The following is a 23,404-nucleotide window of genomic DNA, read 5'->3' on the forward strand; positions in this document are numbered from 1 at the left end:
CATGGCAACCCAACGACTCGGACTCATCATGCACGGCGTCACCGGCCGCATGGGCATGAACCAGCATTTGATCCGCTCCATCTGCGCCATCCGCGCGCAGGGCGGCGTCGTGCTTTCCAACGGCAACCGTGTGATGCCCGACCCCATCCTGATCGGCCGCAACGCTGAAAAGATGGAGAGCTTGGCCCGGGCCCACGGCATCGCACGCTGGGGCACCGACCTCGATGCCGCGCTGGCCAACCCCGAGGACACGGTGTTCTTCGACGCCGGCACCACGCAGATGCGCCCCACCCTGCTGGCCAAGGCCATCCGTGCAGGCAAGCATGTGTACTGCGAAAAGCCCATCGCCACCAACCTCAACGAGGCGGTGGAGATCGCGCGCCTGGCCTCGGGCTCGGGCCTCAAGCACGGCGCGGTGCAGGACAAGCTGTTCCTGCCCGGCCTGCGCAAGCTCGACATGCTGCGCCGCGCGGGCTTCTTCGGCCGCATGCTCAGCGTGCGCCTGGAGTTCGGCTACTGGGTGTTCGAGGGCGACCTGCAGCCCATCCAGCGCCCGAGCTGGAACTACCGCAGCGAAGACGGCGGCGGCATGATCCTGGACATGATGTGCCACTGGCGCTATGTGCTGGACAACCTGTTCGGCGAGGTCAAATCGGTCTCGTGCATCGGCGCCACGCACATCCCGCAGCGCTGGGACGAAGCCGGTCAACCGTACCAGGCCACCGCCGACGACGCGGCCTATGCCACCTGCGAGCTCACGGGCCACAACGGCGAGCCGGTGATCGCGCAGCTCAACATGAGCTGGGCCACGCGCGTGCGGCGTGACGACCTCGTCACCTTCCACGTGGACGGCACCGACGGCTCGGCCGTGGCCGGCCTGTCGAGCTGCCGCGCGCAAAGCCGTGTGGCCACGCCGCGCCCGGTATGGAACCCCGACGAAAAGCAAAGCATGAACTTCTTCGATCAGTGGCAGGAGATCCCGGACTCGCAGGTCTACGACAACGGCTTCAAGATCCAGTGGGAGCACTTCATCCGCCACGTGGTGGAAGACGCGCCCTACAAGTGGACTTTGCCCGAGGGCGCCAAGGGCGTGCAGCTGGTGGAAGCGGCGCTGGAAAGCTGGAAGGAACGCCGCTGGGTGGACGTCGCCCCACTCAAGGCCTGAGCACCTGATCCATTTCACCCCACCTCCCGAGTTCACCATGGCCCTTCGCCTTTCCCTGCCCACGGCCGATGGCCGCATCAGCCCCTACACCCTGCAAGGCCGCACGCCGGTGGTACCGCAGCAGGGTGCGGTGTTCAACCGCATCGCCTACTCGGCCGCCCACGTGGTGGCCAACCCGCTGGCCGCCATCGACCCCTGGCTGCAGTGCGCGGTGGACTGGGACGCGACCATCGCCTACCGCCAGCGCTTGTGGTCGCTGGGCCTGGGCGTGGCAGAGGCCATGGACACCGCGCAGCGCGGCATGGGGCTGGACTGGCCGACCTCGCTGGAGCTGATCCGCCGCTCGCTCGACGCGGCGCGCGACTTCGGGCCGGGCGCGCTCGCGGCCTCGGGCTGCGGCACGGACCACCTGGTGCTGGACGAGGTGAAGTCGGTGGACGACGTGATCCGCGGCTACGAGGAGCAGATGGAGGCCATCGAGAAGCTCGGCGGCAAGCTCATCGTCATGGCCAGCCGCGCGCTGGCGCGCGTGGCGCAAAGCCCCGCCGACTACGAGCGCGTGTATGACCGCATCCTGTCGCAGGCGCGCCAGCCCGTGGTGCTGCACTGGCTGGGCGACATGTTCGACCCGGCGCTGGCGGGCTACTGGGGTTCGCGCGATGCCGATGCGGCCATGGACACGGCCCTGGCCGTGATCGCCGCGCACCCGGACAAGGTGGACGGCATCAAGATCTCGCTGCTCGACAAGGACAAGGAAATCGCCATGCGCCGCCGCCTGCCCGCCACAGGCGGCACCGACGGCCAGGGCGTGCGCATGTACACCGGCGACGACTTCAACTACGCCGAGCTCATCGCGGGCGATGGTGCGGGCGCCACGCCGCGCCAGGGCCAGAGCGATGCGCTGCTGGGCATCTTCGACGCCATCGCCCCGGCCGCGAGTGCCGCACTGGCGGCCCTGGCTGCGGGCGACACGGCGCGCTTTCACGCCATCCTGGGTCCCACGGTGCCGCTGTCGCGCCACATCTTCGCGGCGCCCACGCGCTTTTACAAGACGGGCGTGGTCTTCATGGCCTGGCTCAACGGGCACCAGAGCCACTTCACCATGGTGGGCGGGCAGCAGAGCACACGCTCGCTGGTGCATTTTGCGGAGTTGTTCCGCCTGGCCGATCAGGCCGACCTGCTGGAACAGCCCGAGCTGGCCGTGCAGCGCATGGGCCACCTGCTGGCCTTGCACGGCGTGAGCGCCTGACCGCCATGCGTGATTTCTCGCAAGACCACCGCTGGCTGTCGATCAACACCGCCACCGTGCGCAAGCAGCAGGGGGCCGAGGTGCCGCTTTCGCGCATCATCGACCAATGCGCCGAGCGCGGCATCCGCGCCATCAGCCCCTGGCGCGACCAGGTGGCCGCAGCGGGCCTGGAGGCTACTGCACGCCAGCTGCGTGCCCATGGCATGGCGCTGTCGGGCTACTGCCGCGGCGGCTTCTACCCGGCGGCCGATGCGGCCGGACTGCGCGCCGCGCTCGACGACAACCGCCGCGCCATCGACGAGGCCAAGGCGCTCGATGCCGCCTGCCTGGTACTGGTGGTGGGCGCCCTGCCCGGCGCGCTGGACGGTACGCCCCGCTACACCGACCTCGCCCGCGCCCGCAGCGAGGTGTTCGACGGCATCGCCGCATCGCTCGACTACGCGCACCAGGTGGGCATGCCCCTGGCCATCGAGCCGCTGCACCCCATGCAGGCGGCCGACCGCGCCTGCATCAACACACTGGAACACGCGCTGGACATCTGCGACGCACTCGACCCGCAAAAGACCGGTGCGCTGGGCGTGGCCCTGGACGTGTACCACGTGTGGTGGGACCCCAAGCTGGCGCAGCAGATCGCCCGAGCGGGCAAGGATCGCCTGCTGGCCTACCATGTGTGCGACTGGCGCCTGCCCACGCGCGACCTGCTCAGCGACCGGGGCATGATGGGCGACGGCGTGATTGAACTGAAGAAGATCCGCCAGTGGGTCGAGGCTGCGGGCTTTGCGGGCTATGCCGAGGTGGAGATCTTCTCGGCGCTGGACTGGTGGCAGCGCACGGGCGAGGACACGCTGGATACCTGCATCGCCCGTCACCGCACGGTGGTCTGATGCGCCGGGGCGTTGCCCGGCACATCTGCCTGCATCAAGCGGGAACGGGTGCCAGGGTGCGCCGCACGCGGCGCACATTGAAGGCACTGGCGATCAGCACGCCCTGCACCACGGCCAGGCCCAGCAGCACGGCGGTGAAGCGCCCCTGGTCCAATAGCACGCCGAACAGCAGCGGCGACAGGGCCTGGCCGATGTCCAGCCCCGAGTACACGATGCCGTAGACCCGGCCCGTGGAGCCCTCGGGCGTGGAGCGCTTGACCAGCAGGTCGCGCGAGGGGCCGGCGATGCCGGCGCAAAAACCCATCACACCGAACATCACGGGCACCAAGGCGCCGGGCGGGTGCGCCAGCGCCAGGGCCACCGCCACGCAGGCGGCCAGGCCGAAGCCCACGCCCACGATGCGCTCGCAGCGGCTCGGGTCGGCCGCCAGAAAGCCACCCAGCACCATGCCGCCCGCGCTGGCCACCATGTAGACCGTGAGGCACATGGCTGCCAGGGCCACGGGCACCGCGTGCAGCTGGCGCGCGGCCTCGGGCGCAAAGGCCTGCACCACGTTGAGCGAGACGGCGTAGAAGAAGAAGAACGCAAAGCACATCCACACGGCCGGGATGCGCAGGAAGGCGAAGTTGCCTTGTGTGGGTGTGCCGGTGGCGCCGGCCTTGGCAACAACGGGTACGGCCGGCAACTCCAGGTGGCGGCGGTTGAACAGCAGCAGCGCCAGCACCGCAAAGGCCAGCACGCCCGCGCAGACCAGCGCCACGCGCCACGAGAACGCGATCGCCAGCGGCACCAGCATGGCCGGCGCCAGCGCCCAGCCCAGGCTGCCGGTGATGCCGTGTACGCTGTAGGCATGGCCCAGGCGCGGCGCGCTCACGCGCCGGTTCAGCAGCGTGTAGTCCACCGGGTGGAACACGCCGTTGCCGATGCCGGCCAGCACCGAGAACGCGGCCAGCATGCCGTAGCTGGTGCTGGCGGCAAAGCCGAATGCGGCCAGGCCCAGCAGCGCCAGGCCGCCGAACAGGATGGGGCGCGGACCGAAGCGGTCGACCACGAAGCCCGAGCCCGCCTGCACGGCGCACGAGACTACGAAGAAGATGGTCATGAGGAAGCCCAGTTCGGTGTAGCCGACCTGGAAGGCGTCCTTGAGCCACGGAAACAGCGGCGCCAGCAAGAGCTGGCTGTAGTGGCTGATGAGGTGGGCGATGCCCACGAGGCCGATCACCCCGGCGTCGGCACGCAGGGGGACGGCAGCAGCGGGGCTGGTGGGGTTGGCAGAGGTCATGGCGGCATCGTAGTATTGCGCCTGGATTTCTGGAATGCGACGGAAGGACAGCTTTCGGCGAATTTGCGCCAACAGCGTAGACAAAACAAAACACGGAGTTCCCGATGGCACGCACCAGCCAGGTCGCCCCGCTTGGGGACATGGACCCGTTTGCCCCCAACCCCGCCCACCCGGTGCGGGTGCGTGCGCGCAACATGCCGGCCGACACGCATTTCGAGCCGCACCGCCACGCCTGGGGGCAATTGGCCTACTGCGCCAGCGGCGTGATCCAGGTGAGCGTGGTGGCCCCGGTCGCACCGACTGCCTACATCGTGCCGCCCTCGCGCGCGGTGTGGATCGCGCCCGGCGCGCTGCATGCCATCGCCGTGCTGGAGGCTGCGGCCTTCCGCACGCTCTACATCGACCCCGGCGTGGTGCCCGCCGACGGCGCCGTCTGCCGCGTGATGGCGGTGACGCCGCTGCTGCGCGAACTGGTGTCCGCGCTGGACCCCGTGGGCGGCACGCCACCCGGCCCCGCGCGCGAGGCCGCCCTGACCGCACTGGTGCTCGACGAGATCGGCCTGGCCGAACGCCTGGCCCTGGGCGTGCCGCTGCCCGGTGCGGACAGCGACAAGCGCCTGCGCGCCCTGTGCCAGGCCGTGCTGGACGCGCCTGGCCGCCATGCAACGCTGCATGACTGGGCCACCGACAGCGGCGCCAGCGAACGCACCCTGGCCCGGCTGTTCCAAGCGCAGTTCGGCATGGGTTTCTCGCAATGGCGCAGGCAGGCGGTGCTGGCCCATGCCCTGCCCCGCCTGGCGCGCGGCGAATCGGTGGGCCAGGTGGCCGCCTCCAGCGGCTATGCGAGCGAAAGCGCGTTCTCCGCCATGTTCAAGGCCGCCATGGGGCAGCCGCCCAGCTGGTTCATCGGCAGGAACGATGCCTTTGCGCCTGCGGCGTGAGCTGCCAGCTGCCATGCACCCGGACGACCGCCAGGGGGTTTGCGGGAACCGCCCGGACAGCCGGCCGCATCCCGCCGGCCGGAAGCGGCGATACTGGGAAGCTGCAACTCAAGGTTTCGGGGAGAGGGAAAGCATGGTTCGACAGCTGTTCATGGCCACCGCCTGCCTGGCGCTGGCGGCCCCGGTCTGGGCCATCAACAAGTGCACAGGGCCGGATGGCAAGGTGTCCTTCCAGGACGCGCCTTGCGCGGGCAATGGCAAGGGCGAGAAGGTCGAGGTCCGGCTGTCGAGCAGCGGCATCGGTACCGCGGCTGCGGCGCCTGCTGCCGCCAGCCCGGCATCGGGCGCATCCGCCGCCGCACCCGCTGCGGGTGCCGCATCCGTCCCTGCCACGGCGCCGGCCCCCCGCAAGGAAGGCGCCTTTGGCGAAACCTGGCGCCGCAAGACCGATCTGGAACAACGCCTGGTCCGCGAAGCGCGCGGCGCACTGCAGACCCACCGGCAGCGCTGTGCGGCCGAGCAGCGCGACCGGGCCGCCCGCCGCACCCAGGCGCGCACCAACACCGCCGTGGCCGTCTCCGAGCAGGCCATCACCGCGGAAATGCAGGCCGCAGCCGCCGCCTGCGAGCTGCGCGCGCGTGAGCTGCAGGCCAATGTGGATGCGCTGGAGAAAGAGCTTCGGGAACTGAGCAAAAAGTAGGGCCCGGCGGGCAGACACCGCCCATCAACCCGGCGCCCCCACCTGCTGCACCAGCGCCATGGCAAAGCGCCCATGGCCCACCGACCAATCGGAATAGTCGTTCTCGTGCATGAAGATGAACACGTCGGCCGGGGCCACGTGCGCCATCTCCTGCAAGTTGCGCGCGATCGCCGCATACAGGGCCCGCTTCATCGCATCGCTGCGCCCGCGCCGCAGGGTGATCTCGACGACGACCACCGCGTCCGACCGGGCCACGCCGTTGAAGCTGCGGCTGAAGGCGAACTGCCCCGGCGCATAGCCGGTGACCATGTTGAACAGCTCGTCCTCGGGCATGCCGATGCCCTCCACCAACGCCTGGTGGATGGCCTGGACGATGGCCTCACGCTCGGTGGCGGGGGTGGCTTCGGGCAGATAGGTGTGGATGAAGGGCATGGTGTATGTTCCTGAAAATCAAAATGGTCCCAGCGCGTGATACCGATTCGCTCCGGGAAGAAGTCGAATTCTTGCAACCCAGGTCCGCATGGAAAAGCGATTTATGCTCCCGATCTATGTGCATCTGAATCACATAGCTATGAAACACCGCCTGCCCCCGCTCGCTGCTCTGCGCGCCTTCGAAGCCGCCGCACGCCTGGGCCGCATGACGGCTGCGGCCGAGGAGCTCTCGGTGTCGCCCGGCGCCATCAGCCGCCAGGTGCGCCAGCTCGAAGACCACCTGGGCCTGGCGCTGTTCGACGGGACCAAGGCCCGCCCCACGCTGACGGCCGCGGCGCGCACCTTGCAGCCGGTGCTGACCCACGCCTTCCAGCAGATCGAGGACACGGTGCGTGCGCTGGGCGACGCCCACCACGGTCCGCTGGACGTGGCCTGCTTCAGCACCTTCACCGTCAAGTGGCTGATCCCGCGGCTGTTCGACTTCCACGCGCAGCACCCGGGCATCGAGGTGCGGCTGCGCACCACCGACACGGGCACCGATGCCGCACGCGAGGGCTGCGACCTGCTCATCACCGCCGAGGACGCCGGCACGCCCCGCGACGCTGCCACCACCCTGCCTCTGTTTGCCGAGCGCCTGGGGCCAGTGCTGGCCCCGGCGCTGGCCGCGCGCACCGGCATGCCGCGCACGCCTGCCGACCTGGCGGGCCAGCCCCTGCTGCACACGCGCTCGCGGCGCAACGCCTGGGCCATGTGGGCCGCATCGGCCGGCACGGCGCTACCGGCCGCAGCCACCGCCCCGGGCCCGGTGTACGAGCATTACTACTTCACGCTGGAAGCCGCCGTGCGCGGCCTGGGCATCGCCGTGGCGCCCTGGCACCTGGTGATGGACGACGTGCAGGCCGGCCGGCTGGTGGCGCCACTGGGTTTCGCCGCATCGGGCTACGACTATCTGGCGCTGCGGCGCAGCGGGGCCGCGCACCCGCGGCTCGATGTGTTCTGCCAGTGGCTGGCGGCGCAGGCACGGGCCATGGCGCCCGCCTGAATCAGGAGGCCGGGCGCGCGAGGGTGCCGGCACGGCAGGTCTGCGGCGCCAGGCAATCGACCTGCACCACCAGCGCTCCCACGGCCGGGTGCATGCCCTGCTCGGCGGCACGGCGCTCCACCTCGCTGCGCAGTTGGGCGCCCGGCAGCGCCACCGAGCGTGCGCAGCCCCGGCAGGCCATGCGCACCTCCTCCGTCGCCTGCGCCGCCGGGCCCAGGCGGTAGAGGGTGCGCAGGCTGTGCTCGCTGCGGCCCTGCAGCAGCACGCCCAGGAACTCCAGCTGCTGGATGGCGCGGTACACGGTGCTGACGCTCACGCGCGTGCCGCGCAGCAGCATCTGGCGGAACACCTCGTCGGCCGCCACGCCGCAGGCCCCGGCGGCCTGGATGACCTGCAGGATGCCGATGCGCGCCGTGGTGGGCCGCAGGCCCGCGTCGCGCAGGCGCTGCAGGAGGGACGGGCAGTCGCTCACGGGCGTCCCAGGCCAACCGCCACGCCAGCCGGCTGCCAACCCCCGCCCAGCGCCTTGTACAGGGCCACGCAGGCGATGAGCCGCGCCTGGCGCAGCTGGGCTGCGTTGTCCTGCGCGGCATATAGCGTGCGCTGCGCATCGAGCAGGGTGAGCAGGGTGTCGGCCCCCGCACGGTAGCGCACCTGCGCCAGCGCGTGGGCCTGCTGCGCCTGCTCCAGCACCTGGGCCTGGGCGGCGGTCTGCGCATCGGTGCCGGCCACGGCCTGCAGGGCCACCTCGGCATCGCCCACGGCGGCGACGATGGCGGCCTGGTACTGGGCGAGCAGCTCGTCGCGCCGTGCCTGGGCAATGTCGGCACCCGCCGCCAGCCGCCCGCCGTCGAAGATCGGGGCCGTGAGCCCCGCTGCCAGGCTGTACAGCGGGTGCTCGAAGGCGCGGCCCAGTCTGTCGGCGCCCACGCCCAGGCCGGCGCCCAGCGTGATGCGCGGCAGCAGCGCGGCGCGGGCGCCCTGCAAGTCGGCATGGGCGGCGGCCAGCTGCGCCTCGGCCCGCGCCACGTCGGGGCGGCGCACCAGCAGCTCGGCCGGCAGGCCGGCGCCGATGGCCGGTGGCTGCAGCCCGGCCAGTGTGTCGGCCTGCACCGGCGGCGGCGTGGCCTGCCCCAGCAGCACGGCCAGGGCCGTGTGGTGGCCTTGCACCTGCTGGCGCAGCGCCTCGATGGCCTGGCGCTGGGTAGCCACCAGGCCGCGCTGCTGGGCCAGCTCCAGCGGCGTGGCAGCACCCGCACGGGCGCGCGCATCGACGAGCGCCAGCACACGCTCCGCACCCTGCAGATTCAGGCCGGCAATCGCCAGGCGCTCGCGCCCGCCCACCAGGCGCAGCCAGGCATCGGCCACGGCGGCGGTGAGCGTCAGGCCCACGGTGCCCTGGTCGAAGGCGCTGGCCTGCAGGCGCGCCAGCGCCGCATCCTGGCCCGCGCGCTGGCGGCCCCAGAAGTCGATCTCGTAGCTGGCGGCGAAGCCGGCCGCATAGCGGTTGGCCGCCGTGCCGTCGGTGCTGCTGCCGCCCGAGAAGCGGGCCTGGCGGCTTGCGTCCACGCTGGCCGTCAGGGCCGGCAACAGCGCGGCGCCGGCCTGGCGAGCGGCTGCCTCGGCCTGGCGCAGGCGCGCGGCGGCGGCCGCAGCGTCCAGGCTCTGGGCCTGGGCGGCCTGCACCAGCGCGTCGAGCTCCGCGCTGCCCAGGCTGTGCCACCAGTCGGGCGCGATGCCGGCGGAGCCCCCAGCATCGCCAGAGGTGCTCCACTGCGCAGGCAGGGCGGGAGCGGTTGCCGCCAGCGGCGGCGGAGTCGTGGCGCAGGCACACAGCAGTGCGGCGGCCAGCAGGGTCAGGGAAAGGCGCATGGCGTGTGGGAGAGAAGGTGTAGATGTCATTCCGAAGCCAGGGCCACCACGGGGTCGAGCCCCGACGCGCGGCGCGCCGGCATGTAGCCGAAGAGCAGGCCAGTGGCCACCGAGCAGGCAAAGGCGCCGGCCATGGCCGTGAGCGAGAAGATGACCGGCACGCCCGAGGCGATGAGCACCGCCCCCACGGCCAGGCCGATGGACAGGCCCGCCAGCCCGCCCACCAGCGTGACCAGCACCGCCTCGGTCAGGAACTGGCGCAGGATGTCGCGCTGGCGCGCACCGGTGGCGATGCGGATGCCGATCTCGCGCGTGCGTTCGCGCACCGTCATCAGCATCACGTTCATCACGCCGATGCCGCCCACTACCAGCGAGACGGCCGCGATCAGGCCGAGCATCATGGTCATGGCGTTGCGCGTCTGCGCCTCGGCCTGCAGCTTGGCCGCCGCATTGCCGATGCGGAAGTCCTCGCGCCCATGGCGTGCCAGCAGCAGGGTGTGCATGGCCTTCTCGGCCGCCGTCACCTGCTCCACCGACGCGGCCGAGATCACCGTGTAGTCGGGCTGGGTCTGCACGCGGTACACGCGTGCCCGGCCCGCCTGGTACGGGATGAAGACCATGTCGTCGTAGTTCTGCGCGCCCGAGTCGGCGCCGCGCTCGGCCATCACGCCGATCACCTCGAAGGGCGCGTTGCCGATCAGCAGGACGCGGCCCAGCGGGTTCGGCGTGTCCGGGAAGAACTGCTGGTGCGCCTTGTGGCCCAGCACCACCAGCGCGGCCAGGTCGCGGTCTTCGGCGGCCGTGTAGTAGCGGCCCTGGGCCACCTTCCAGTGGTGCACGGCGGGCATGTCCTCGCTGGCGGCGAAGACGTAGACCTGGCGCTCCACATTGCCCTGTCGCACGGGAATGGGGTCGCCGATCACGGGCATCACGTGGCCGATCTCGGGCAGCGCAGCGATGGCTTCCAGGTCGCCCTCCGTGATCTCGCCCGGCGGCCCGCCGCTGCCCACGTAGCTGCCTCCCAGGTACATGATGGTCGTGCCCATGGCGCCCATCTGGTCGACCACGCGCTGCTTGGCGCCTTCGCCCACGCCCATCATCACGATGACCGAGGCCACGCCGATGACGATGCCCAGCAGGGTGAGCCCGGTGCGCGCCCGGTTCATGCGCATGCCGCGCCAGGCGCTGCGCGCGGCCTCGGCCAGTTCGGCCCACAGCGCGCGGCGCGCGCCCCCGCCAGAAGGGTCTAAGCGCATGGAGAGCGCCGCAGCCTGCCCGGCCACTAGCTGGCGCCCGCTGTCGGCCACGATCTGGCCGTCGCGGATCTCGATCACGCGGCGCGCCTGGGCGGCCACCTCACGGTCGTGGGTGATGAGCACGATGGTGTGGCCCGCGTCGGCCAGCTCGTGCAGCAGCGCCATGACCTCGGTGCCGCTGGTGGTGTCGAGCGCACCGGTGGGCTCGTCGGCCAGGATGATGCGCCCACCGTTCATGAGCGCGCGCGCGATCGACACGCGCTGCTGCTGCCCGCCCGAGAGCTGGCTGGGCCGGTTCTCCAGCTTGTCGGCCAGGCCCAGGCGCGTGAGCAGCGCGGACGCACGCGCGGCCCGGTCCTGGCGCGACAGGCCGGCGTAGATGGCCGGCACCTCGACGTTCTCGCGCGCCGATTCGGCGGCGATCAGGTGGTAGCCCTGGAACACGAAGCCGAAGGCCTCGCGCCGAAGCCAGGCGAGCTGGTCGGCGTCGAAGCCGGCCACGTCCTCGCCGTTGAAGCGGTAGCGCCCGCTCGTGGGCCGGTCCAGGCAGCCCAGCAGGTTCATGAGGGTGGACTTGCCCGAGCCCGAGGCCCCGACGATGGCCACGAACTCGCCGGCGTGGATGGACAGCGACACGCCGCGCAGCACCTCCACCTCGGGCTGGTCGCCGCCGCCGTAGCGCCGGCGCACGTCGGTGAGTTCGATCAACGGTGGGTTGGAGGCACCCACGCTCACAGCTTGAACCTCCTGGTGCCAGCCTGCGCGGCCCGCTCGCCGGTGATGAGCTGCTCACCCACCGCCAGGCCGCTGCGCACCTCGACGCGGTGGCGGCTTTTGACGGCCACCTCCACGGTGCGCGACTGCACGCTGCCATCGGCCAGCAGCACCCGCGCCTGGTGCTGGCGCAGCCTCGGCGCGGCCTTGGCGGCATCCTTGGCCGCCAAGGCCGGCGCATCCTTCAGGGCAGAGATCGGCACGGTGATCACGCCGCGGGCCTGCGCGGTGACGAAGCTGGTCTGCGCCGTCATCTGCGGCATGAGTTCGCCGTCGGCGTTGTCCACGTCGAACAGCACGGTGTACGACACCGCCTTGCTCGCCGCGGCCTGCGCGTTGGCACCGCCGCCAGCGGCCTTGCCCTCGGGCGTGGGCGGTGCCGGCAGCACCTGGCGCACGCTGCTCTGCCAGCGCCGCGCGGCCGTGTCGGCCTGGTTGCCCAGCGTGGTGAAGTACACCGGCATGCCGACCCGCACGCGGCGGATGTCGGCCTCGGACACATCGGTCCAGACCGTCATGGTCGACAGGTCGGCGATGCGCAGGATGTTCGGGGTCTGGTAGGTGGCGTTCAGGGTCTGGCCCTCGCGCGCCTCCAGCGCCACCACGGTGCCGGCCATGGGCGCGTAGATGCGCGTGTAGCCCAGGCGCGCCTCGTCGGCCTTGAGGCTGGCCTGGGTCTGGTCGATCTGCGCCTTGAGGTGCTCGATGCGCGCGGCGGTGGAGGCCAGCGCGGCCTCGGCCGTCTGCAGGTCTTCCAGGCGCGTGGCGCCCTCGCGCTCCATCTGCTGCTGGCGCGCCAGTTGCTGCTGCGCCAGGCGGTGCTGGGCCTGCTGCTCGGCCTGCTGGGCGCGCAGGCCCGCCAGCGCGGCACGGCCACCGTCCACCGTGGCCTGCTGCACGCTGGGGTCGATCTCCACGAGCAGCTGGCCCTTCTTGACCTCGGCGCCGGGCTGCACGTGCAGGCGGTTGATCTGGCCCGAGACCTGGGCGCCCACGTCCACGTAGCGGCGCGGCTGCAGCGTGCCGATGGCGCTCACCGTGGCCTCGATGTCGCCCAGGACGACGGGCGCGGTGTCGTACACCACCGGCGTCGGGCGGCTCCACCAGGCCACCGCCAGGGCGCCGGCCACGGCCACCAGGGCGAAGGACCCGAGCCAGCGGCCCCAGCGCGCGGAAGAGGATGGAGAAGAAGCAGGAATCGGCGCCATCAGCGTGCTACCTCGAAGCTCAGCGTGGCCGTGTGGCGCACGTCCTCGTAGCGCTGGCCATCCACCGTGGCCGCGCCGTTGACGCGCGCCGTCACCTCCAACACGTAGAGGCCGGGGAACGGTGTCTCCAGGCTCACCGTGCCGTCCTTGGCCGGCGCCAGCGTGCGCTGCCAGCCCGCGCTGGTGTCCACGTGGACCTGCGAGGCCGCCACGGTCTGGCCCTTCCACACCAGCTTGAAGGTGTTGCCGCCGGGCGTGGTGGGCACCAGCTCCAGGTCGTTGGCAGCGCGGGTCTCGGCACGGCCATGGCGCGCCTGGTAGAAGGTCAGCGCGCCCTTGTCGCCCACCACGCTGGTGGACAGGCGCAGGTCCTGGCCCTCGGGGGCCGTGACCTCGATGTGGCCGGCCTGCGGCGCCAGCGGCAGGTCCTTGCCGTCGGCCAGGTAGGCGCGCGGCGCCTTCAGGGCCGGCAGCGCAGCGCTGCGGCGTGCCACGTCGCCGGTGTAGGCGCGCGCCTGTGCGCCTTCGCGCTGCAGCCACAGGTAGTCCGCATGGGCGGCGGGCGCCATGAAGGCGGCGGTGGTGGCCAGCACGGCCAGGGCGGTGCCGCGCAGGCTGTTGGACAGTGAAGGAACGGGGAATGAGGAAGACTGCATGGCGTGTAGTGGATGGGACAGGAAGACAGCGGAAGGCTCTTGCTGTCCATGACCAACGAAATCGAAAAAGGGCCAGGGTTCCGCCCCTGGCGAGCGGGGCAACTCAACCCCAGGCGGCAGTGGCGATCCAGCCGGCCAGGCCCAGCACCAGGGCTGCCCCCGCGCCGGCAGCTGCCTGGCGCGGCCGGTAGGCCATGAGCCAGGCCACCAGCACACCGCCCGCCGTGAGGAAGCCCCACCAGGCGGTGAAGCCCACCGTGGCCCCCCAGGCACCGGTGCAGGCCAGCAGGGCCAGCGCAAGCAGTGCGCCCGAGGTGGCGCGCAGCATGCGGCGCCGCGCGGGCGGCACCTCGCTGTGTCCCGTGACCTGCTCGTAGTGGCGGTCCATGGCCAGGCTGAGCCCGGCCATGCCCGCGTAGCTGAGGGCCAGCGCCACGGCCGACGCACCGAGGGTCGTCATGCGCCCACCCCCTGCAGTGCCAGCAGCGCCGCGCCGAACACGGCCGATGCGATGGCCAGGCCGGCCCAGGCGCGCAGGGCGCTGCGCGCGCTGAACACCCAGACCACCGCCAGCGCATACACCGCGAAGCTGAGCAGGGTGGCGGTGAGCAGCGCACTGGCGCGCGATGCCCCGGCGATCAGCGGCAGGGCCAGCGACAGCACCGCCGTGACCAGAGAAGCCAGCGCGTAGCCGCCGAAAGCGCCCGCGATGGCACGGCTGGCCACCATGAGGCGGTAGCGCGCAGGAGAGCCGGGGAGGACTGCCATGCCGGTTTACGGGGCGACGAAGGTCAGCGTGGTCGTGTAGCCGAGCTTCGCGACCTTCTGTCCAGCGATCACCACCTCGCCCACCGCGGGCGCTTCATGGGTGCTGACCAGCACATAGCGGCCCTTGCCGCTCACAGGCACGTCGATGCGGCCGGCGGCGTCGGTCTTGAAGCCCTTGCTCCACTTGTCGGGCGTGATCACGGTGACCACCTTGTTCGCCAGGGGCTGGCCCTTGAACAGCAGCGTAAAGCTGTTGCCACCGGCGGCCAGGGGCACCAGCTCGTGCTCCAGCACCGCCTTGGTTTCGCTGCGGCCGGCACGCGCGTTGAACACCGCTGCCTGGAAGCTGCCGTCCTTGGCCTTCCAGGGCTTCCAAACCTGGTCGTTGAACAGGCGCACGTCGCCGGCGGCGGCCACGTCGGCCTCCAGGAATTCTTCCCGGGCCGTGAGCCTGGCGGTCTGCTTGCGGTCGCTGGTGAAGACCTGGGTGGTGGCGGCCAGCTTGGCCACCTCTTCGCCCTTGTCGTGGGCGCTGTCGGCATCGCCCACGTAGACGCGCACCGGGCCGGTGGCATCGCGCTCCAGCCAGAGCTGGTGGGCGCTGGCGGACAGCGCGAGGGTGGACAGGGCCACGGTGAGCAGCGTTTGCTTGAACATGAAGACTCCTTGGAAAAAATCGGGGTTGCGTCAGCCGGCAGCGTTGGCTGCCATGAGGGGTGCCTGGGCGGCCGGGGCACGAGTGGCCGCAGTGGCGTGCAGCCTGCGGCGCACCCGGTGGGCCGCCACGGCGAAGCAGGCGCCCAGCGCCAGCAGGGTCAGGTCGAACCCGGCCAGCACCCAGTCGCCGGCCGGCAGGCTCGCGCCCAGGTGGCGCTCGGTCGTGAAGGCATTGAGCAGCGGCAGGAGCGCGAAGGCGGCAGCAGCCAGCCACAGCGACTCGACCCAGGCGTGCAGTGGCGTGCGCAAGGCGGGGTACAGCAGCAGCAGGCCCCAGGTGATGAACATCGCGTGCACCTCCCAGTCGCGCCGGTTGGCGAAGTCGGCCGGGATCAGCCGGTTGGCCCAGAAGTAGGCCGCCACGGCCACGGGCAGGCCGGCGATGGTGCCGATGTTCAGGCACTCCACCAGGCGAAAGCCGAACTCGGGCTTCTCGCCGGCCTTGGCGCGCTTGTCCTGCTTGGCCCGGCGCTTGGCGGTCCACAGCACCAGGCCGGTGGCGATCATGGCGCAGCCGAGCAAGCCGCTGGCGAAATACAGCCAGCGCAGCAGGGGCCCGGCGAAGCGGCCTTCGTGCAGCGCGAGCATCACGTCCTGCGTCGCGCGCGCGGCGCCGTCTTCGGCCCGGGGGTCGAGCGGAGCACCGGTGTGCGCGTCAAAGCGCAGCCGCTCGCTGCCCGCGATGCGACTGCCCGCCACGCGCACGACCTGCACGTCGGCGTCGGCGGCCTGGGGTTGCTGCACGCTGACCCGGGCCACCTGGCCCGCGCCCCACTGCGCCTCGGCCTTGGCGACCAGCGTAGCCAGGGCCGTGATCGGAGCCCCGGTGCTCTCCACGGCCCCGCCCGGCGGGGGGCGCTGCAGCAGGTCGTCATAGAAGGCCTGCGTGTTCCCGGCATAGTGGCTGGCCTGGATCCCTGCCGGCATGTACTGGAACAAAAAGAACACCAGGCCGCTGTAGGTGATCATCACGAAGAACGGCAGCGCCGTCACGCTGATGAGGTTGTGCGCGTCGAGCCACGAACGCTGGCCCTTGCCCGGGCGGAAGGTGAAGAAGTCGGCGAAGATCTTCTTGTGCGTGATGACCCCGGTGACGATGGCCATGAGCATCAGCATGATGCACACGCCCACCAGGCGGATCGCGACGTCGTAGGGCACGTAGTGCAGCATGTAGTGCATGCGGTACAGCAGGTGGCCGCCGCCGGTCTTGCGCACGGCCGGCTCGGCCGCAGCCTCGCCCGTCACCGGGTCCAGCGTCTTGCGCACGAAGCGCCCGCGCGTGCCGGGCTTGGCATCGGCCGCCGGTGGCTGGCGCCAGGTGACGGACAGATGGCTGCTGCCGCGCTGGCCGGGCAGTTGCACCGACCAGTCCTGTGCGCCCTGCGCGTGGGCCTGCAGGTAGGCCTGCGCCAGCGCCACGGCCTTTCCAGGCTCCACGGGTGGAGCGTCACCCGCATGGCCTGCAAGAGGCAACTCGGGCCGCATCCAGCGGTCGATCTCGTAGGCGAAGTAGCCGGCCGTGCCCGTCACGAACACGAAGAACAGCACCCAGCCCACGACCAGGCCGGTCCAGGTGTGCAGCCAGGCCATGCACTGGCGAAAGCCCTCTTTCATGGCGCGTTCAGAACCTGACGTCCACACCCACGCGCAGGTTGCGCGGGGTGCCGTAGTAAGAATTACCGACGGTGTTGAAGTACACCTTGTCGAACAGGTTGCCGACGTTGGCCGTGACGGCCACGGTGTCGGTCACCGCGTAGCGCGCCATCAGGTCCACCACGGCATAAGCCGGCTGTGTGAAGCGTGTGCGCGCGGCGCCCTGGTTGTCGCGGTAGATCTGGTTTTGCCAGCGCAGGCCGCCGCCCACCGTCAGGCCTTTGCCGATGCCGGCGATGCGGTAGCTGGTGAACAGCTTGAGCGTGTTCTGCGGCACATCGGTGTTCAGGCGCGCGCGCAGGCGGTCGTGCGTGATGTTGCGCGAGAAGCCCGCAGACACCTGCCAGCCCGGCTGCACCTCGCCCGAGGCTTCCAGCTCGAAGCCGCGCGTGCTGGTGCCCGAGACGGCCTGGTAGGCCTGGCTGCCGTCGGGCGCGAACACGTTGGGAATGGCGATGCCCAGGTTGTCCTGGCGCGCCTTGTAGACGGCGCCCGAGACGTTGAGCCGGTCGTTCAGGAAGGCGCCCTTGATGCCCAGCTCGAAGCTGTCGCCGGTCTGCGGGTCCAGGTAGTCGCCGTTGACAAGGCGCAGGTTCTGCGGCGTGAAGATGCTGGTGTAGCTGGCGTAGGCCGACCAGTTGCGGTCGATGTCGTAGACGGCGCCCAGGTAGGGAATCACCTCGCCGCTCTCGCCACGGTCGGTGATGGTGGTGGCGCCTGTGGAATAGCGCGTGCTGGTCTGGTAGCGGCTCCAGTCCACCAGGCGCAGCCCGGCCAGCAGGGCCAGGCGGTCGGTGGGCTTCAGGCGCACGGTGGCATAGGCGCTGTTCAGGCGCTCGTCCGAGGTGGCGCGGCCGATGCTCGGGTTGTTGGGCTCCGCAGGGGAGGTGCCATCCCAGGTATAGATGTTGCTGATCGCGCTGCTCCAGCCGGCGTGCGTCCAGTTGGTGTAATTGGGTGCACGGTAGCTGGTGCGCGACAGCTGCGCGCCGAAGGCGATGTCGTGCTTGCGGCCGAGCATGTCGAAGCGGCCCGTGGCCTGCACGTCCAGGCTGTCCTGGCGCGGCTTGGCCGTCCAGCGGCCGGCCCACAGGTTGACACCTGCCCCGGTCTCGCGCACCGGGGCGCCGCCGCTGGCGTAGCCGAGCAGTTCGTCGTAGAAGCTGCTAGTGCGCGTGGCTGTGGCCTTCACCTTCCAGTCGTCGTTGAAGCGGTGCTCCAACGCAGCGAACAGCGAGCTGTAGTGGCGCTGCGAGTAGGCCCAGGGCGGCGCGGCCGAGGCCGAGCGGGCCCATTCGGTGCGCGTGCCGTCGGAGTAGTAGGCCGGCAGGCCGCCGCGCGCATGGCCCGTGGCATCGTGGTGCTGCACCGAGGCGCCGGCGAGCAACTGGGTATCGGGCGTGAGGTCGGCCTCGACCACGCCATACAGCAGCTTCTTGCGCTCCTTGAGGCGGTCGATGTAGGAGTCGTTGTCCTGCGCTGCTGCCACGATGCGGCCGCGCACGCTGCCCGAGGCGTTCAGCGGGGAGGAGATGTCCACCTCGGCGCGCGCATGGTTCCACGAGCCGGCTTCGGCCCGAACCTGGCCCTGGAAGTCGGCCGTGGGGCGCTTGCGGATGAGGTTGATGGCCGCGCCGGGCGTGCCCACGCCATTCATGAGGCCCGAGGCGCCGCGCACCACTTCGACCCGGTCGAACATGGCCATGTCGTTGGTCTGGAAGATGCTCGAGTAGTTCGAGTCCGTCTGGCGCACGCCGTCGAGCATGTAGGTGTTGACGCTGAAGCCGCGCGAGTAGATGGGCGAGGTGTCCGATCCCTGGTTGCCGCCCTGGCTGAACACCAGGCCCGGGGTCTGCGCCACCACGTCGGGCAGCTGGGTCAGGCCCTGGTCTTCCATGCGCTGGCGCGTGATGACGCTGACCGACTGCGGCGTCTCGCGCAGCGACAGGCCCAGCGGCGTGGCCGTGCCGGCCTGGCGCGTGGTGTAGGAGCCGGTGTTCTCGGTCAGGCCGCTGCGCTCGCCTGCGGCGGTCACGCGCACTTCGGACAGGGTGCTGCTGCCGGCGGCGGGCGCAGCGCCTGCCGCTGGCACGGGGAGGCGCTGCACGGTGACCGCCGAGCCCTCGATCACGGCCACCAGGCCGCTGCCCGCCAGCAGCCGGTCCAGCGCCTCGCGCGGGGTGAGCAGGCCCAAGACGGCCGGTGCCGTGCGGCCGGCCACCAGGGCCGGCTGCACGATCAGCTCCAGCCGCGTCTGGCGCGCCAGGTCATTGAGGGCCTGGGCCAGCGGCTGGGCGGCAATGCTCAGCTGCACTGCCGGCTGTCCGGCCACTGCGGGCTGGGCCTGGACGGTCGGTATTGCAGCAAAGGCCAGCACGGCGGCAAGGGCGAGCGGTGCGGGACGGAATCGTTGGCGGCGCATGAGAAAGGGTTCCCCGGGGTTGAGATGGAATAAGACGCTTTCTCAGGTAGACGCAGCGCAGTGCGCGAACCCTAGGTCGCCGGGAGAATTTTTTTGCCGAGGGAAGCACCGGCCCCTGGCGGGCCCGGAATCAGGGCGCCGCGACGATCTCGGTCGTGGCGGCCTCGCCGCCCTGCGCCGCTGGCACCTGCATGCGCACCGGCAGCACCTGGGGCAGCACGTGCATGAAGTTGTCGAGCCGGCGCGGATCGAAGGTGCCGGTCAGGCGCAGCGCCGCGACCTCGGGGTCGCGCACCGTGAGCCGCGTGGGGCCGTAGCGGCCGAACTCGGCCAGCGCCTGGGCCAGGGGGGTGTTGTCGAAGCTCACCCGGCTTTCGCGCCACGGGGCTATGCCCGAGGGCGGCACGGCCGCCACCGGCCCCAGCCGGCCCGTGGCGTCACTGGAAATCTGCTGACCGGCGCTGAGCTCCACCACCGCCCCGGACGCTGCGGCCGGCACATCGGCACGGGCCACGCGCACGCGCCCTTCTTCCACCGCCACGCGCACGCCCTCCTCGCCCGGGATGCCCGGGGTGTTGCGCACCGAAAAGCGCGTGCCCACCACGGTGATGCGCAGCGGGCCAGCCAGCACGTCGAAGGGCCGCACGGCATCGCCCTGCACGCGGAAAACGGCCTGCCCTTCGGGCAGCCGCACCTCGCGGCGCTGGCGGAACAAGGCCACGTCGATGGCCGTGGCGGTGTCCAGCCGCAGGTGGCTGCCATCGGGCAGCTGCACGTCCACCTGTTCGCCGGTGCGGGTGGCAATGTGCTTCTCGAACAGCGGCTGCTGCTGCCAGTGCTGCCAGGCGAGCAGGCCGCCCGCCGCCACCACGGCCACAGAGGCCGCCATGGCGGCACTGCCGGCCCAGGCCCCGGCCAGCCAGCCGCGTGCCGGCCTGGCGGCTGCGGCCCGCTCGCGCGCCAAGTCCTGGGCCAGGTGGGCGCGCAATCGGGCCACGCCCTGCGCCGGCAGGGCATCGAGCTGCTGCCAGTCGGCCTGCCAGCGCGCGAAGGCGTCGGCATGCGCCGGGTCCTGTGCCTGCCAGGCGGCGAGTTCGCGCGCCTCCCCCTCGCTGAGCCCGCCACGGCTGCGCACGAACCAGGCAAGCGCATCGCGCTCGGCAGGGCCCGGCTCATGGCGTGGGGAGGACTGGTCGGTGGTCATGCAAAGGTTCGGGGCCAACGGCCTGGCAGCGATTGTCGGTGCCAGGCCACTCAAGGGTGTAGACGCATGGGCGCCGAAAAACCCCAGGTCGGCAGGTCAGGTCAAGGCAGGCGCTCCCCTGCATCGGCAGCCATGTCCATCGCATCGCGACAGCGCCGGCAGGCCTGCATGGCGCGCTGGATGTGCTGCTCCACCATCTTGCGCGAGATGCCCATCTGCGCTGCCACCTCGGCATGCGGGAGGCCGTCGAACTTGTGCAGGATGAAGGCCTCGCGGCAGCGCAGGGGCAGTGCCTCGATGGTCGCCAGCATGGCCTGCATGCCTTGGGAGGATGCCGCCAGGGCCTCGGGCCCCAGGGCGGCAGGCGTCGCGAGTTCGGCCACGTCGGGCAGCGGCTGCTCGTCGCTGGCACCGCCGGACAGGGGCTCGCGCACGGTGCTGCGCCGGTGCTGGTCCACCAGCAGGTTGCGCACCGTGCGGTACAGAAGGGCCCGGGGCTGGGCAATGGCCTGGCCCGAGCGCTGCAGCGTGAGCACGCGCGCATAGGCTTCGTGCACCAGGTCGGCCGCGTTCTCGCGGCCGCGCGCGGTGCGGGCGAAGTAGTTCAGCAATTCCTGGTAGTAGCGGGCCAGCACGGCGCGAAGGGACAGTGGATCAACAGGCGGACCGGCCACCATGGCAAATGCGAATTATTCTCAGTATTGTAGAGGAGCAGCCCCTTGCTGCTGCAAGGGAGCCCCCGCCACCTGGCCGGCTTTACCCTGCCCGCCATCAACCCCGGCCGTGCACAAGGGGCGCGCTTCACGTATGGTGGCGGTTCAGCCCCTCCCACTACCCCACCCCGCACCGCCCATGGCCACGCCCGCACCCTCCTCCATCCACAGCTACGAGCCGCGCAACGGCCATGGCCTGCCGCACGACCCGTTCAACGCCATCGTCGGGCCGCGCCCGATTGGATGGATCTCGACGCAGAGCGCCGCAGGCGCGCTGAACCTGGCGCCCTACAGTTTTTTCAACGCCTTCAACTACGTGCCGCCCATCGTGGGCTTTGCGAGCATCGGCTACAAGGACACGGTGCGCAATGTCGAGGAGACGGGCGAGTTCGTCTGGAACCTGGCCACCCGCAGCCTGGCCGAGGCCATGAACCAGAGCTGCGCGGCCGTGCCGCCCGAGGTCGACGAGTTCGCTCTGGCCGGGCTCACCCCGCAGGCCAGCACCCAGGTGGCGCCACCGCGCGTGGCCGAAAGCCCGGTGGCCTTCGAATGCCGGCGCACGCAGATCCTGCAATTGCAGGGTCTCGACGGAACCCAGGTGTCGACCTGGCTGGTGCTGGGCGAGGTGGTGGCCATCCACATCGACAAGGCGCTGCTCAAGGACGGTATCTACGACACGGCCGCCGCGGGCCACATCCTGCGCGCGGGGGGGCCGGCCGACTATTTCACGGTAGGGCCCGAGCAACTGTTCAAGATGTACCGACCAAGATAGCCCACACCCCCTGAGTCGCTTCGCGCCTTCACCCCTCTCTCGACCCGCTGCGCGAGTCGGGAGGGGGACGCTCCCAGCGCGGCGGGGCGGCCCTTGCGCGGGAGCACTGGCCTTGAGCATGCCAGTTCTCGCCTTCAGCAGGCATGGGCAGACCAGCGGCCAGGATGCGAGGCCCAGTACAAGCTGCAGCTACTGGTTGCTGGCAGTTACAACTGTCCCGCCGCAATGTAACCAGCCGTGGCAGCATCCTGGAGAGATCCCAGGAGACACGCCATGCCCCGCCCCACCCTCGCCCTGCTGGCCTCGCTGGCACTGCTCGCCAGCGCCGCTGTGGCGGCACCGACCGTGGGGCCCTGCCCCGTGCTGCCGGCCGACCATGTGTTCAACACCCGCATCGACCAGTTGCCGGTGCACCCGCAGTCGGCGGCCTTTCTGCAGACCATCAGCAGCGGCAGCCGGCGCCTGCACCTGGATCTGGGCCAGAGCGAGGACATGGCCAGCAGCGAGTACTGGGGCATTCCGTACAACGTGGTGCGCGGCAGCCAGATCACCTGGCCCGCGGTCTACTTCGATGCCGACGGAGCCCCCGACGAGAGCGATTGCGCGCGCGCCGACGGCAGCCTGGCGCGGCCCTGCACGGGCCTGACCAGCCCCGCGCGCCTGCCCTTCCCGCTGCAGCCCAAGGTGGAAGGCGGCATCAGCAGCAACAAGGCGGTCTACAACGACCACCACATCCTGGCCGTGGACACCGACACCTGCATGCTGTGGGAGAGCTACCTGAGCTATGCCCGGCCCGACGGCGGCTGGGACATCTACAGCAGCGCGGCCTTCGACCTGCGCTCCAATGCGCTGCGCCCTGCGGGCTGGACCTCGTCGGACGCGGCGGGCTTCCCGGTCTTCCCGCTGCTGCTGCGCGCCGAGGAGGCCAGCACCGGCGAGATCCAGCACGCGCTGCGCTTCACCATCCAGAGCAGCAAGATCCGCACAAGCTACACCTGGCCGGCGCGCCACCTTACGCGCAACGGCGATGCCTCGGCCGCCAAGCCGCCCATGGGCCAGCTGTTCCGCCTGCGTGCCGACTACCCGGTGCCCGAGAACTACACGGCGCAAGCCAAGGCCATCCTCAACGCGCTCAAGCGCTATGGCATGTACATCGCCGACGGCGGTTCGGACATGTACATCACGGGCGATCCGAGCCGGCTGTGGCAGGACGCGACCATCTCCCAGGTGCAGACCGTGCCGCACACGGCCTTCGAGGCGGTGGACCTCTCGCCCATCGCCGCGCGCGCGGGCTTCAGCGCCGACAGCGCTCGCGTGCCGCCCGCAGCGGGCACCACACCCGCAGGCTTCTCGGCCACTGCCGAGGGCACGGTGCAGTCGCTGCGGCTGACCGGGCGCGTGCAGCCCGCATCGGGCGACGTGGGCCAGGGCGGCGTGGTCTATGTCGTGGCCGTGGTGCCGGGCGTGGGCCTGGCGGTGCTGTCGCCGCAGGGCTGGGCGCTCTTCAACAGTGCCTCGACGCCTGCACCGGCATGGCAGGGCACGCTGGCCGCTGACCAGAGCGTGCCCATCCTGGAGCTGGTCAACGTGAGCGGCCTGCGCGGCACCCAGTTCTTCCTGGGCTACGGTACCGGCCTGGCGGACATGCTGGCCAACGGCAAGTTCCAGCTGATCTACACCGTGCCCTGAAGAAG

At 71.0% G+C, this 23,404-nt stretch carries 22 protein-coding genes; 8 read left to right on the top strand and 14 right to left on the bottom strand.

Features of this window, described 5'->3' with window-relative positions:
- The first annotated feature begins 1 nt into the window (after position 1).
- The 3 genes from U5N23_RS19575 to U5N23_RS19585 are packed head-to-tail and all read left to right on the top strand — an operon-like array spanning position 2 to position 3,298.
- Positions 2-1,165: a Gfo/Idh/MocA family oxidoreductase gene (locus U5N23_RS19575; RefSeq protein ID WP_322594395.1), complete on the top strand. Its 1,164-nt coding sequence runs from the start codon at positions 2-4 to the stop codon at positions 1,163-1,165.
- Positions 1,166-1,202: 37 nt separating this feature from the next.
- On the top strand, positions 1,203-2,414 hold the full coding sequence (locus tag U5N23_RS19580) for a dihydrodipicolinate synthase family protein (protein ID WP_322594396.1): 1,212 nt from the start codon (positions 1,203-1,205) through the stop codon (positions 2,412-2,414).
- A gap of 5 nt (positions 2,415-2,419) precedes the next feature.
- Positions 2,420-3,298, top strand: a complete 879-nt coding sequence (locus U5N23_RS19585; RefSeq protein ID WP_322594397.1) for a sugar phosphate isomerase/epimerase family protein — start codon at positions 2,420-2,422, stop codon at positions 3,296-3,298.
- Between the two features lie 34 nt (positions 3,299-3,332).
- Here U5N23_RS19585 and U5N23_RS19590 read toward each other — a convergent pair whose 3' ends face one another.
- On the bottom strand, positions 3,333-4,580 hold the full coding sequence (locus U5N23_RS19590; RefSeq protein WP_322594398.1) for an MFS transporter: 1,248 nt from the start codon (positions 4,578-4,580) through the stop codon (positions 3,333-3,335).
- A 104-nt stretch (positions 4,581-4,684) separates the two neighbouring features.
- Between U5N23_RS19590 and U5N23_RS19595 the strand changes: the two genes are divergently transcribed.
- Both U5N23_RS19595 and U5N23_RS19600 read left to right on the top strand, forming a co-directional pair.
- On the top strand, positions 4,685-5,521 hold the full coding sequence (locus U5N23_RS19595; RefSeq protein WP_322594399.1) for a helix-turn-helix transcriptional regulator: 837 nt from the start codon (positions 4,685-4,687) through the stop codon (positions 5,519-5,521).
- Between the two features lie 133 nt (positions 5,522-5,654).
- The gene (locus U5N23_RS19600) at positions 5,655-6,221 is read left to right on the top strand and encodes a DUF4124 domain-containing protein (protein WP_322594400.1); all 567 of its coding nucleotides are present in this window, start codon (positions 5,655-5,657) and stop codon (positions 6,219-6,221) included.
- A gap of 24 nt (positions 6,222-6,245) precedes the next feature.
- Here the strand turns inward: U5N23_RS19600 and U5N23_RS19605 are convergent, their stop codons facing one another.
- On the bottom strand, positions 6,246-6,653 hold the full coding sequence (locus U5N23_RS19605) for a tautomerase family protein (protein ID WP_322594401.1): 408 nt from the start codon (positions 6,651-6,653) through the stop codon (positions 6,246-6,248).
- A gap of 139 nt (positions 6,654-6,792) precedes the next feature.
- Here U5N23_RS19605 and U5N23_RS19610 point away from each other — a divergent pair, with 139 nt between their 5' ends.
- The gene (locus U5N23_RS19610) at positions 6,793-7,695 is read left to right on the top strand and encodes a LysR family transcriptional regulator (RefSeq protein ID WP_322594402.1); all 903 of its coding nucleotides are present in this window, start codon (positions 6,793-6,795) and stop codon (positions 7,693-7,695) included.
- Between the two features lies 1 nt (position 7,696).
- Here the strand turns inward: U5N23_RS19610 and U5N23_RS19615 are convergent, their stop codons facing one another.
- From U5N23_RS19615 to U5N23_RS19670, 12 genes are all read right to left on the bottom strand, one after another.
- Positions 7,697-8,167 (bottom strand): Fur family transcriptional regulator, encoded by a 471-nt coding sequence (locus U5N23_RS19615; protein ID WP_322594403.1) that lies wholly within the window; start codon positions 8,165-8,167, stop codon positions 7,697-7,699.
- Entirely contained in the window at positions 8,164-9,567 is a 1,404-nt protein-coding gene (locus U5N23_RS19620; protein ID WP_322594404.1) for an efflux transporter outer membrane subunit, read from the bottom strand. The genes U5N23_RS19615 and U5N23_RS19620 overlap by 4 nt, the downstream gene beginning before the upstream one ends.
- Before the next feature lie 26 nt (positions 9,568-9,593).
- Positions 9,594-11,558 carry a MacB family efflux pump subunit gene (locus U5N23_RS19625; protein WP_322594405.1) on the bottom strand — a complete coding sequence of 655 codons (1,965 nt, stop codon included), beginning with the start codon at positions 11,556-11,558 and terminating at the stop codon, positions 9,594-9,596.
- Entirely contained in the window at positions 11,555-12,805 is a 1,251-nt protein-coding gene (locus U5N23_RS19630) for an efflux RND transporter periplasmic adaptor subunit (RefSeq protein WP_322594406.1), read from the bottom strand. The genes U5N23_RS19625 and U5N23_RS19630 overlap by 4 nt, the downstream gene beginning before the upstream one ends.
- Entirely contained in the window at positions 12,805-13,461 is a 657-nt protein-coding gene (locus U5N23_RS19635) for a hypothetical protein (RefSeq protein ID WP_322594407.1), read from the bottom strand. Before U5N23_RS19635 ends, U5N23_RS19630 begins: the two co-directional genes overlap by 1 nt.
- A gap of 103 nt (positions 13,462-13,564) precedes the next feature.
- Positions 13,565-13,921 carry a DUF3325 domain-containing protein gene (locus U5N23_RS19640; RefSeq protein ID WP_322594408.1) on the bottom strand — a complete coding sequence of 119 codons (357 nt, stop codon included), beginning with the start codon at positions 13,919-13,921 and terminating at the stop codon, positions 13,565-13,567.
- Positions 13,918-14,229, bottom strand: coding sequence for a DUF3649 domain-containing protein (locus tag U5N23_RS19645; RefSeq protein ID WP_322594409.1), 312 nt, complete (start codon positions 14,227-14,229; stop codon positions 13,918-13,920). Before U5N23_RS19645 ends, U5N23_RS19640 begins: the two co-directional genes overlap by 4 nt.
- Positions 14,230-14,235: 6 nt before the next feature.
- Complete coding sequence (locus U5N23_RS19650; RefSeq protein ID WP_322594410.1) at positions 14,236-14,886, bottom strand: nickel uptake transporter family protein; 651 nt, start codon at positions 14,884-14,886, stop codon at positions 14,236-14,238.
- A 30-nt stretch (positions 14,887-14,916) separates the two neighbouring features.
- A complete protein-coding gene (locus U5N23_RS19655) occupies positions 14,917-16,560 on the bottom strand; it encodes a PepSY-associated TM helix domain-containing protein (RefSeq protein WP_322594411.1) in 1,644 nt (547 codons plus the stop codon).
- A gap of 7 nt (positions 16,561-16,567) precedes the next feature.
- Positions 16,568-19,021, bottom strand: a complete 2,454-nt coding sequence (locus tag U5N23_RS19660) for a TonB-dependent siderophore receptor (RefSeq protein ID WP_322594412.1) — start codon at positions 19,019-19,021, stop codon at positions 16,568-16,570.
- Between the two features lie 130 nt (positions 19,022-19,151).
- On the bottom strand, positions 19,152-20,225 hold the full coding sequence (locus tag U5N23_RS19665) for a FecR family protein (protein ID WP_322594413.1): 1,074 nt from the start codon (positions 20,223-20,225) through the stop codon (positions 19,152-19,154).
- A gap of 101 nt (positions 20,226-20,326) precedes the next feature.
- Positions 20,327-20,860, bottom strand: a complete 534-nt coding sequence (locus tag U5N23_RS19670) for a sigma-70 family RNA polymerase sigma factor (RefSeq protein WP_322594414.1) — start codon at positions 20,858-20,860, stop codon at positions 20,327-20,329.
- 217 nt (positions 20,861-21,077) lie between these two features.
- Here U5N23_RS19670 and U5N23_RS19675 point away from each other — a divergent pair, with 217 nt between their 5' ends.
- Complete coding sequence (locus U5N23_RS19675; RefSeq protein WP_322594415.1) at positions 21,078-21,710, top strand: flavin reductase family protein; 633 nt, start codon at positions 21,078-21,080, stop codon at positions 21,708-21,710.
- A gap of 273 nt (positions 21,711-21,983) precedes the next feature.
- Positions 21,984-23,399 (top strand): hypothetical protein, encoded by a 1,416-nt coding sequence (locus U5N23_RS19680; RefSeq protein WP_322594416.1) that lies wholly within the window; start codon positions 21,984-21,986, stop codon positions 23,397-23,399.
- Positions 23,400-23,404: the final 5 nt, after the last annotated feature.

This window comes from Acidovorax sp., from assembly GCF_034519795.1.
GTDB lineage: Bacteria > Pseudomonadota > Gammaproteobacteria > Burkholderiales > Burkholderiaceae_C > Acidovorax.

Excerpts from the sequence above, each read along its gene's own strand:
- U5N23_RS19575 (WP_322594395.1), top strand. The coding sequence starts at position 2 with ATGGCAACCCAACGACTCGGACTCATCATGCACGGCGTCACCGGCCGC.
- U5N23_RS19580 (WP_322594396.1), top strand. The coding sequence starts at position 1,203 with ATGGCCCTTCGCCTTTCCCTGCCCACGGCCGATGGCCGCATCAGCCCC.
- U5N23_RS19585 (WP_322594397.1), top strand. The coding sequence starts at position 2,420 with ATGCGTGATTTCTCGCAAGACCACCGCTGGCTGTCGATCAACACCGCC.
- U5N23_RS19590 (WP_322594398.1), bottom strand. The coding sequence starts at position 4,580 with ATGACCTCTGCCAACCCCACCAGCCCCGCTGCTGCCGTCCCCCTGCGT.
- U5N23_RS19595 (WP_322594399.1), top strand. The coding sequence starts at position 4,685 with ATGGCACGCACCAGCCAGGTCGCCCCGCTTGGGGACATGGACCCGTTT.
- U5N23_RS19600 (WP_322594400.1), top strand. The coding sequence starts at position 5,655 with ATGGTTCGACAGCTGTTCATGGCCACCGCCTGCCTGGCGCTGGCGGCC.
- U5N23_RS19605 (WP_322594401.1), bottom strand. The coding sequence starts at position 6,653 with ATGCCCTTCATCCACACCTATCTGCCCGAAGCCACCCCCGCCACCGAG.
- U5N23_RS19610 (WP_322594402.1), top strand. The coding sequence starts at position 6,793 with ATGAAACACCGCCTGCCCCCGCTCGCTGCTCTGCGCGCCTTCGAAGCC.
- U5N23_RS19620 (WP_322594404.1), bottom strand. The coding sequence starts at position 9,567 with ATGCGCCTTTCCCTGACCCTGCTGGCCGCCGCACTGCTGTGTGCCTGC.
- U5N23_RS19630 (WP_322594406.1), bottom strand. The coding sequence starts at position 12,805 with ATGGCGCCGATTCCTGCTTCTTCTCCATCCTCTTCCGCGCGCTGGGGC.
- U5N23_RS19635 (WP_322594407.1), bottom strand. The coding sequence starts at position 13,461 with ATGCAGTCTTCCTCATTCCCCGTTCCTTCACTGTCCAACAGCCTGCGC.
- U5N23_RS19640 (WP_322594408.1), bottom strand. The coding sequence starts at position 13,921 with ATGACGACCCTCGGTGCGTCGGCCGTGGCGCTGGCCCTCAGCTACGCG.
- U5N23_RS19645 (WP_322594409.1), bottom strand. The coding sequence starts at position 14,229 with ATGGCAGTCCTCCCCGGCTCTCCTGCGCGCTACCGCCTCATGGTGGCC.
- U5N23_RS19650 (WP_322594410.1), bottom strand. The coding sequence starts at position 14,886 with ATGTTCAAGCAAACGCTGCTCACCGTGGCCCTGTCCACCCTCGCGCTG.
- U5N23_RS19655 (WP_322594411.1), bottom strand. The coding sequence starts at position 16,560 with ATGAAAGAGGGCTTTCGCCAGTGCATGGCCTGGCTGCACACCTGGACC.
- U5N23_RS19660 (WP_322594412.1), bottom strand. The coding sequence starts at position 19,021 with ATGCGCCGCCAACGATTCCGTCCCGCACCGCTCGCCCTTGCCGCCGTG.
- U5N23_RS19665 (WP_322594413.1), bottom strand. The coding sequence starts at position 20,225 with ATGACCACCGACCAGTCCTCCCCACGCCATGAGCCGGGCCCTGCCGAG.
- U5N23_RS19675 (WP_322594415.1), top strand. The coding sequence starts at position 21,078 with ATGGCCACGCCCGCACCCTCCTCCATCCACAGCTACGAGCCGCGCAAC.
- U5N23_RS19680 (WP_322594416.1), top strand. The coding sequence starts at position 21,984 with ATGCCCCGCCCCACCCTCGCCCTGCTGGCCTCGCTGGCACTGCTCGCC.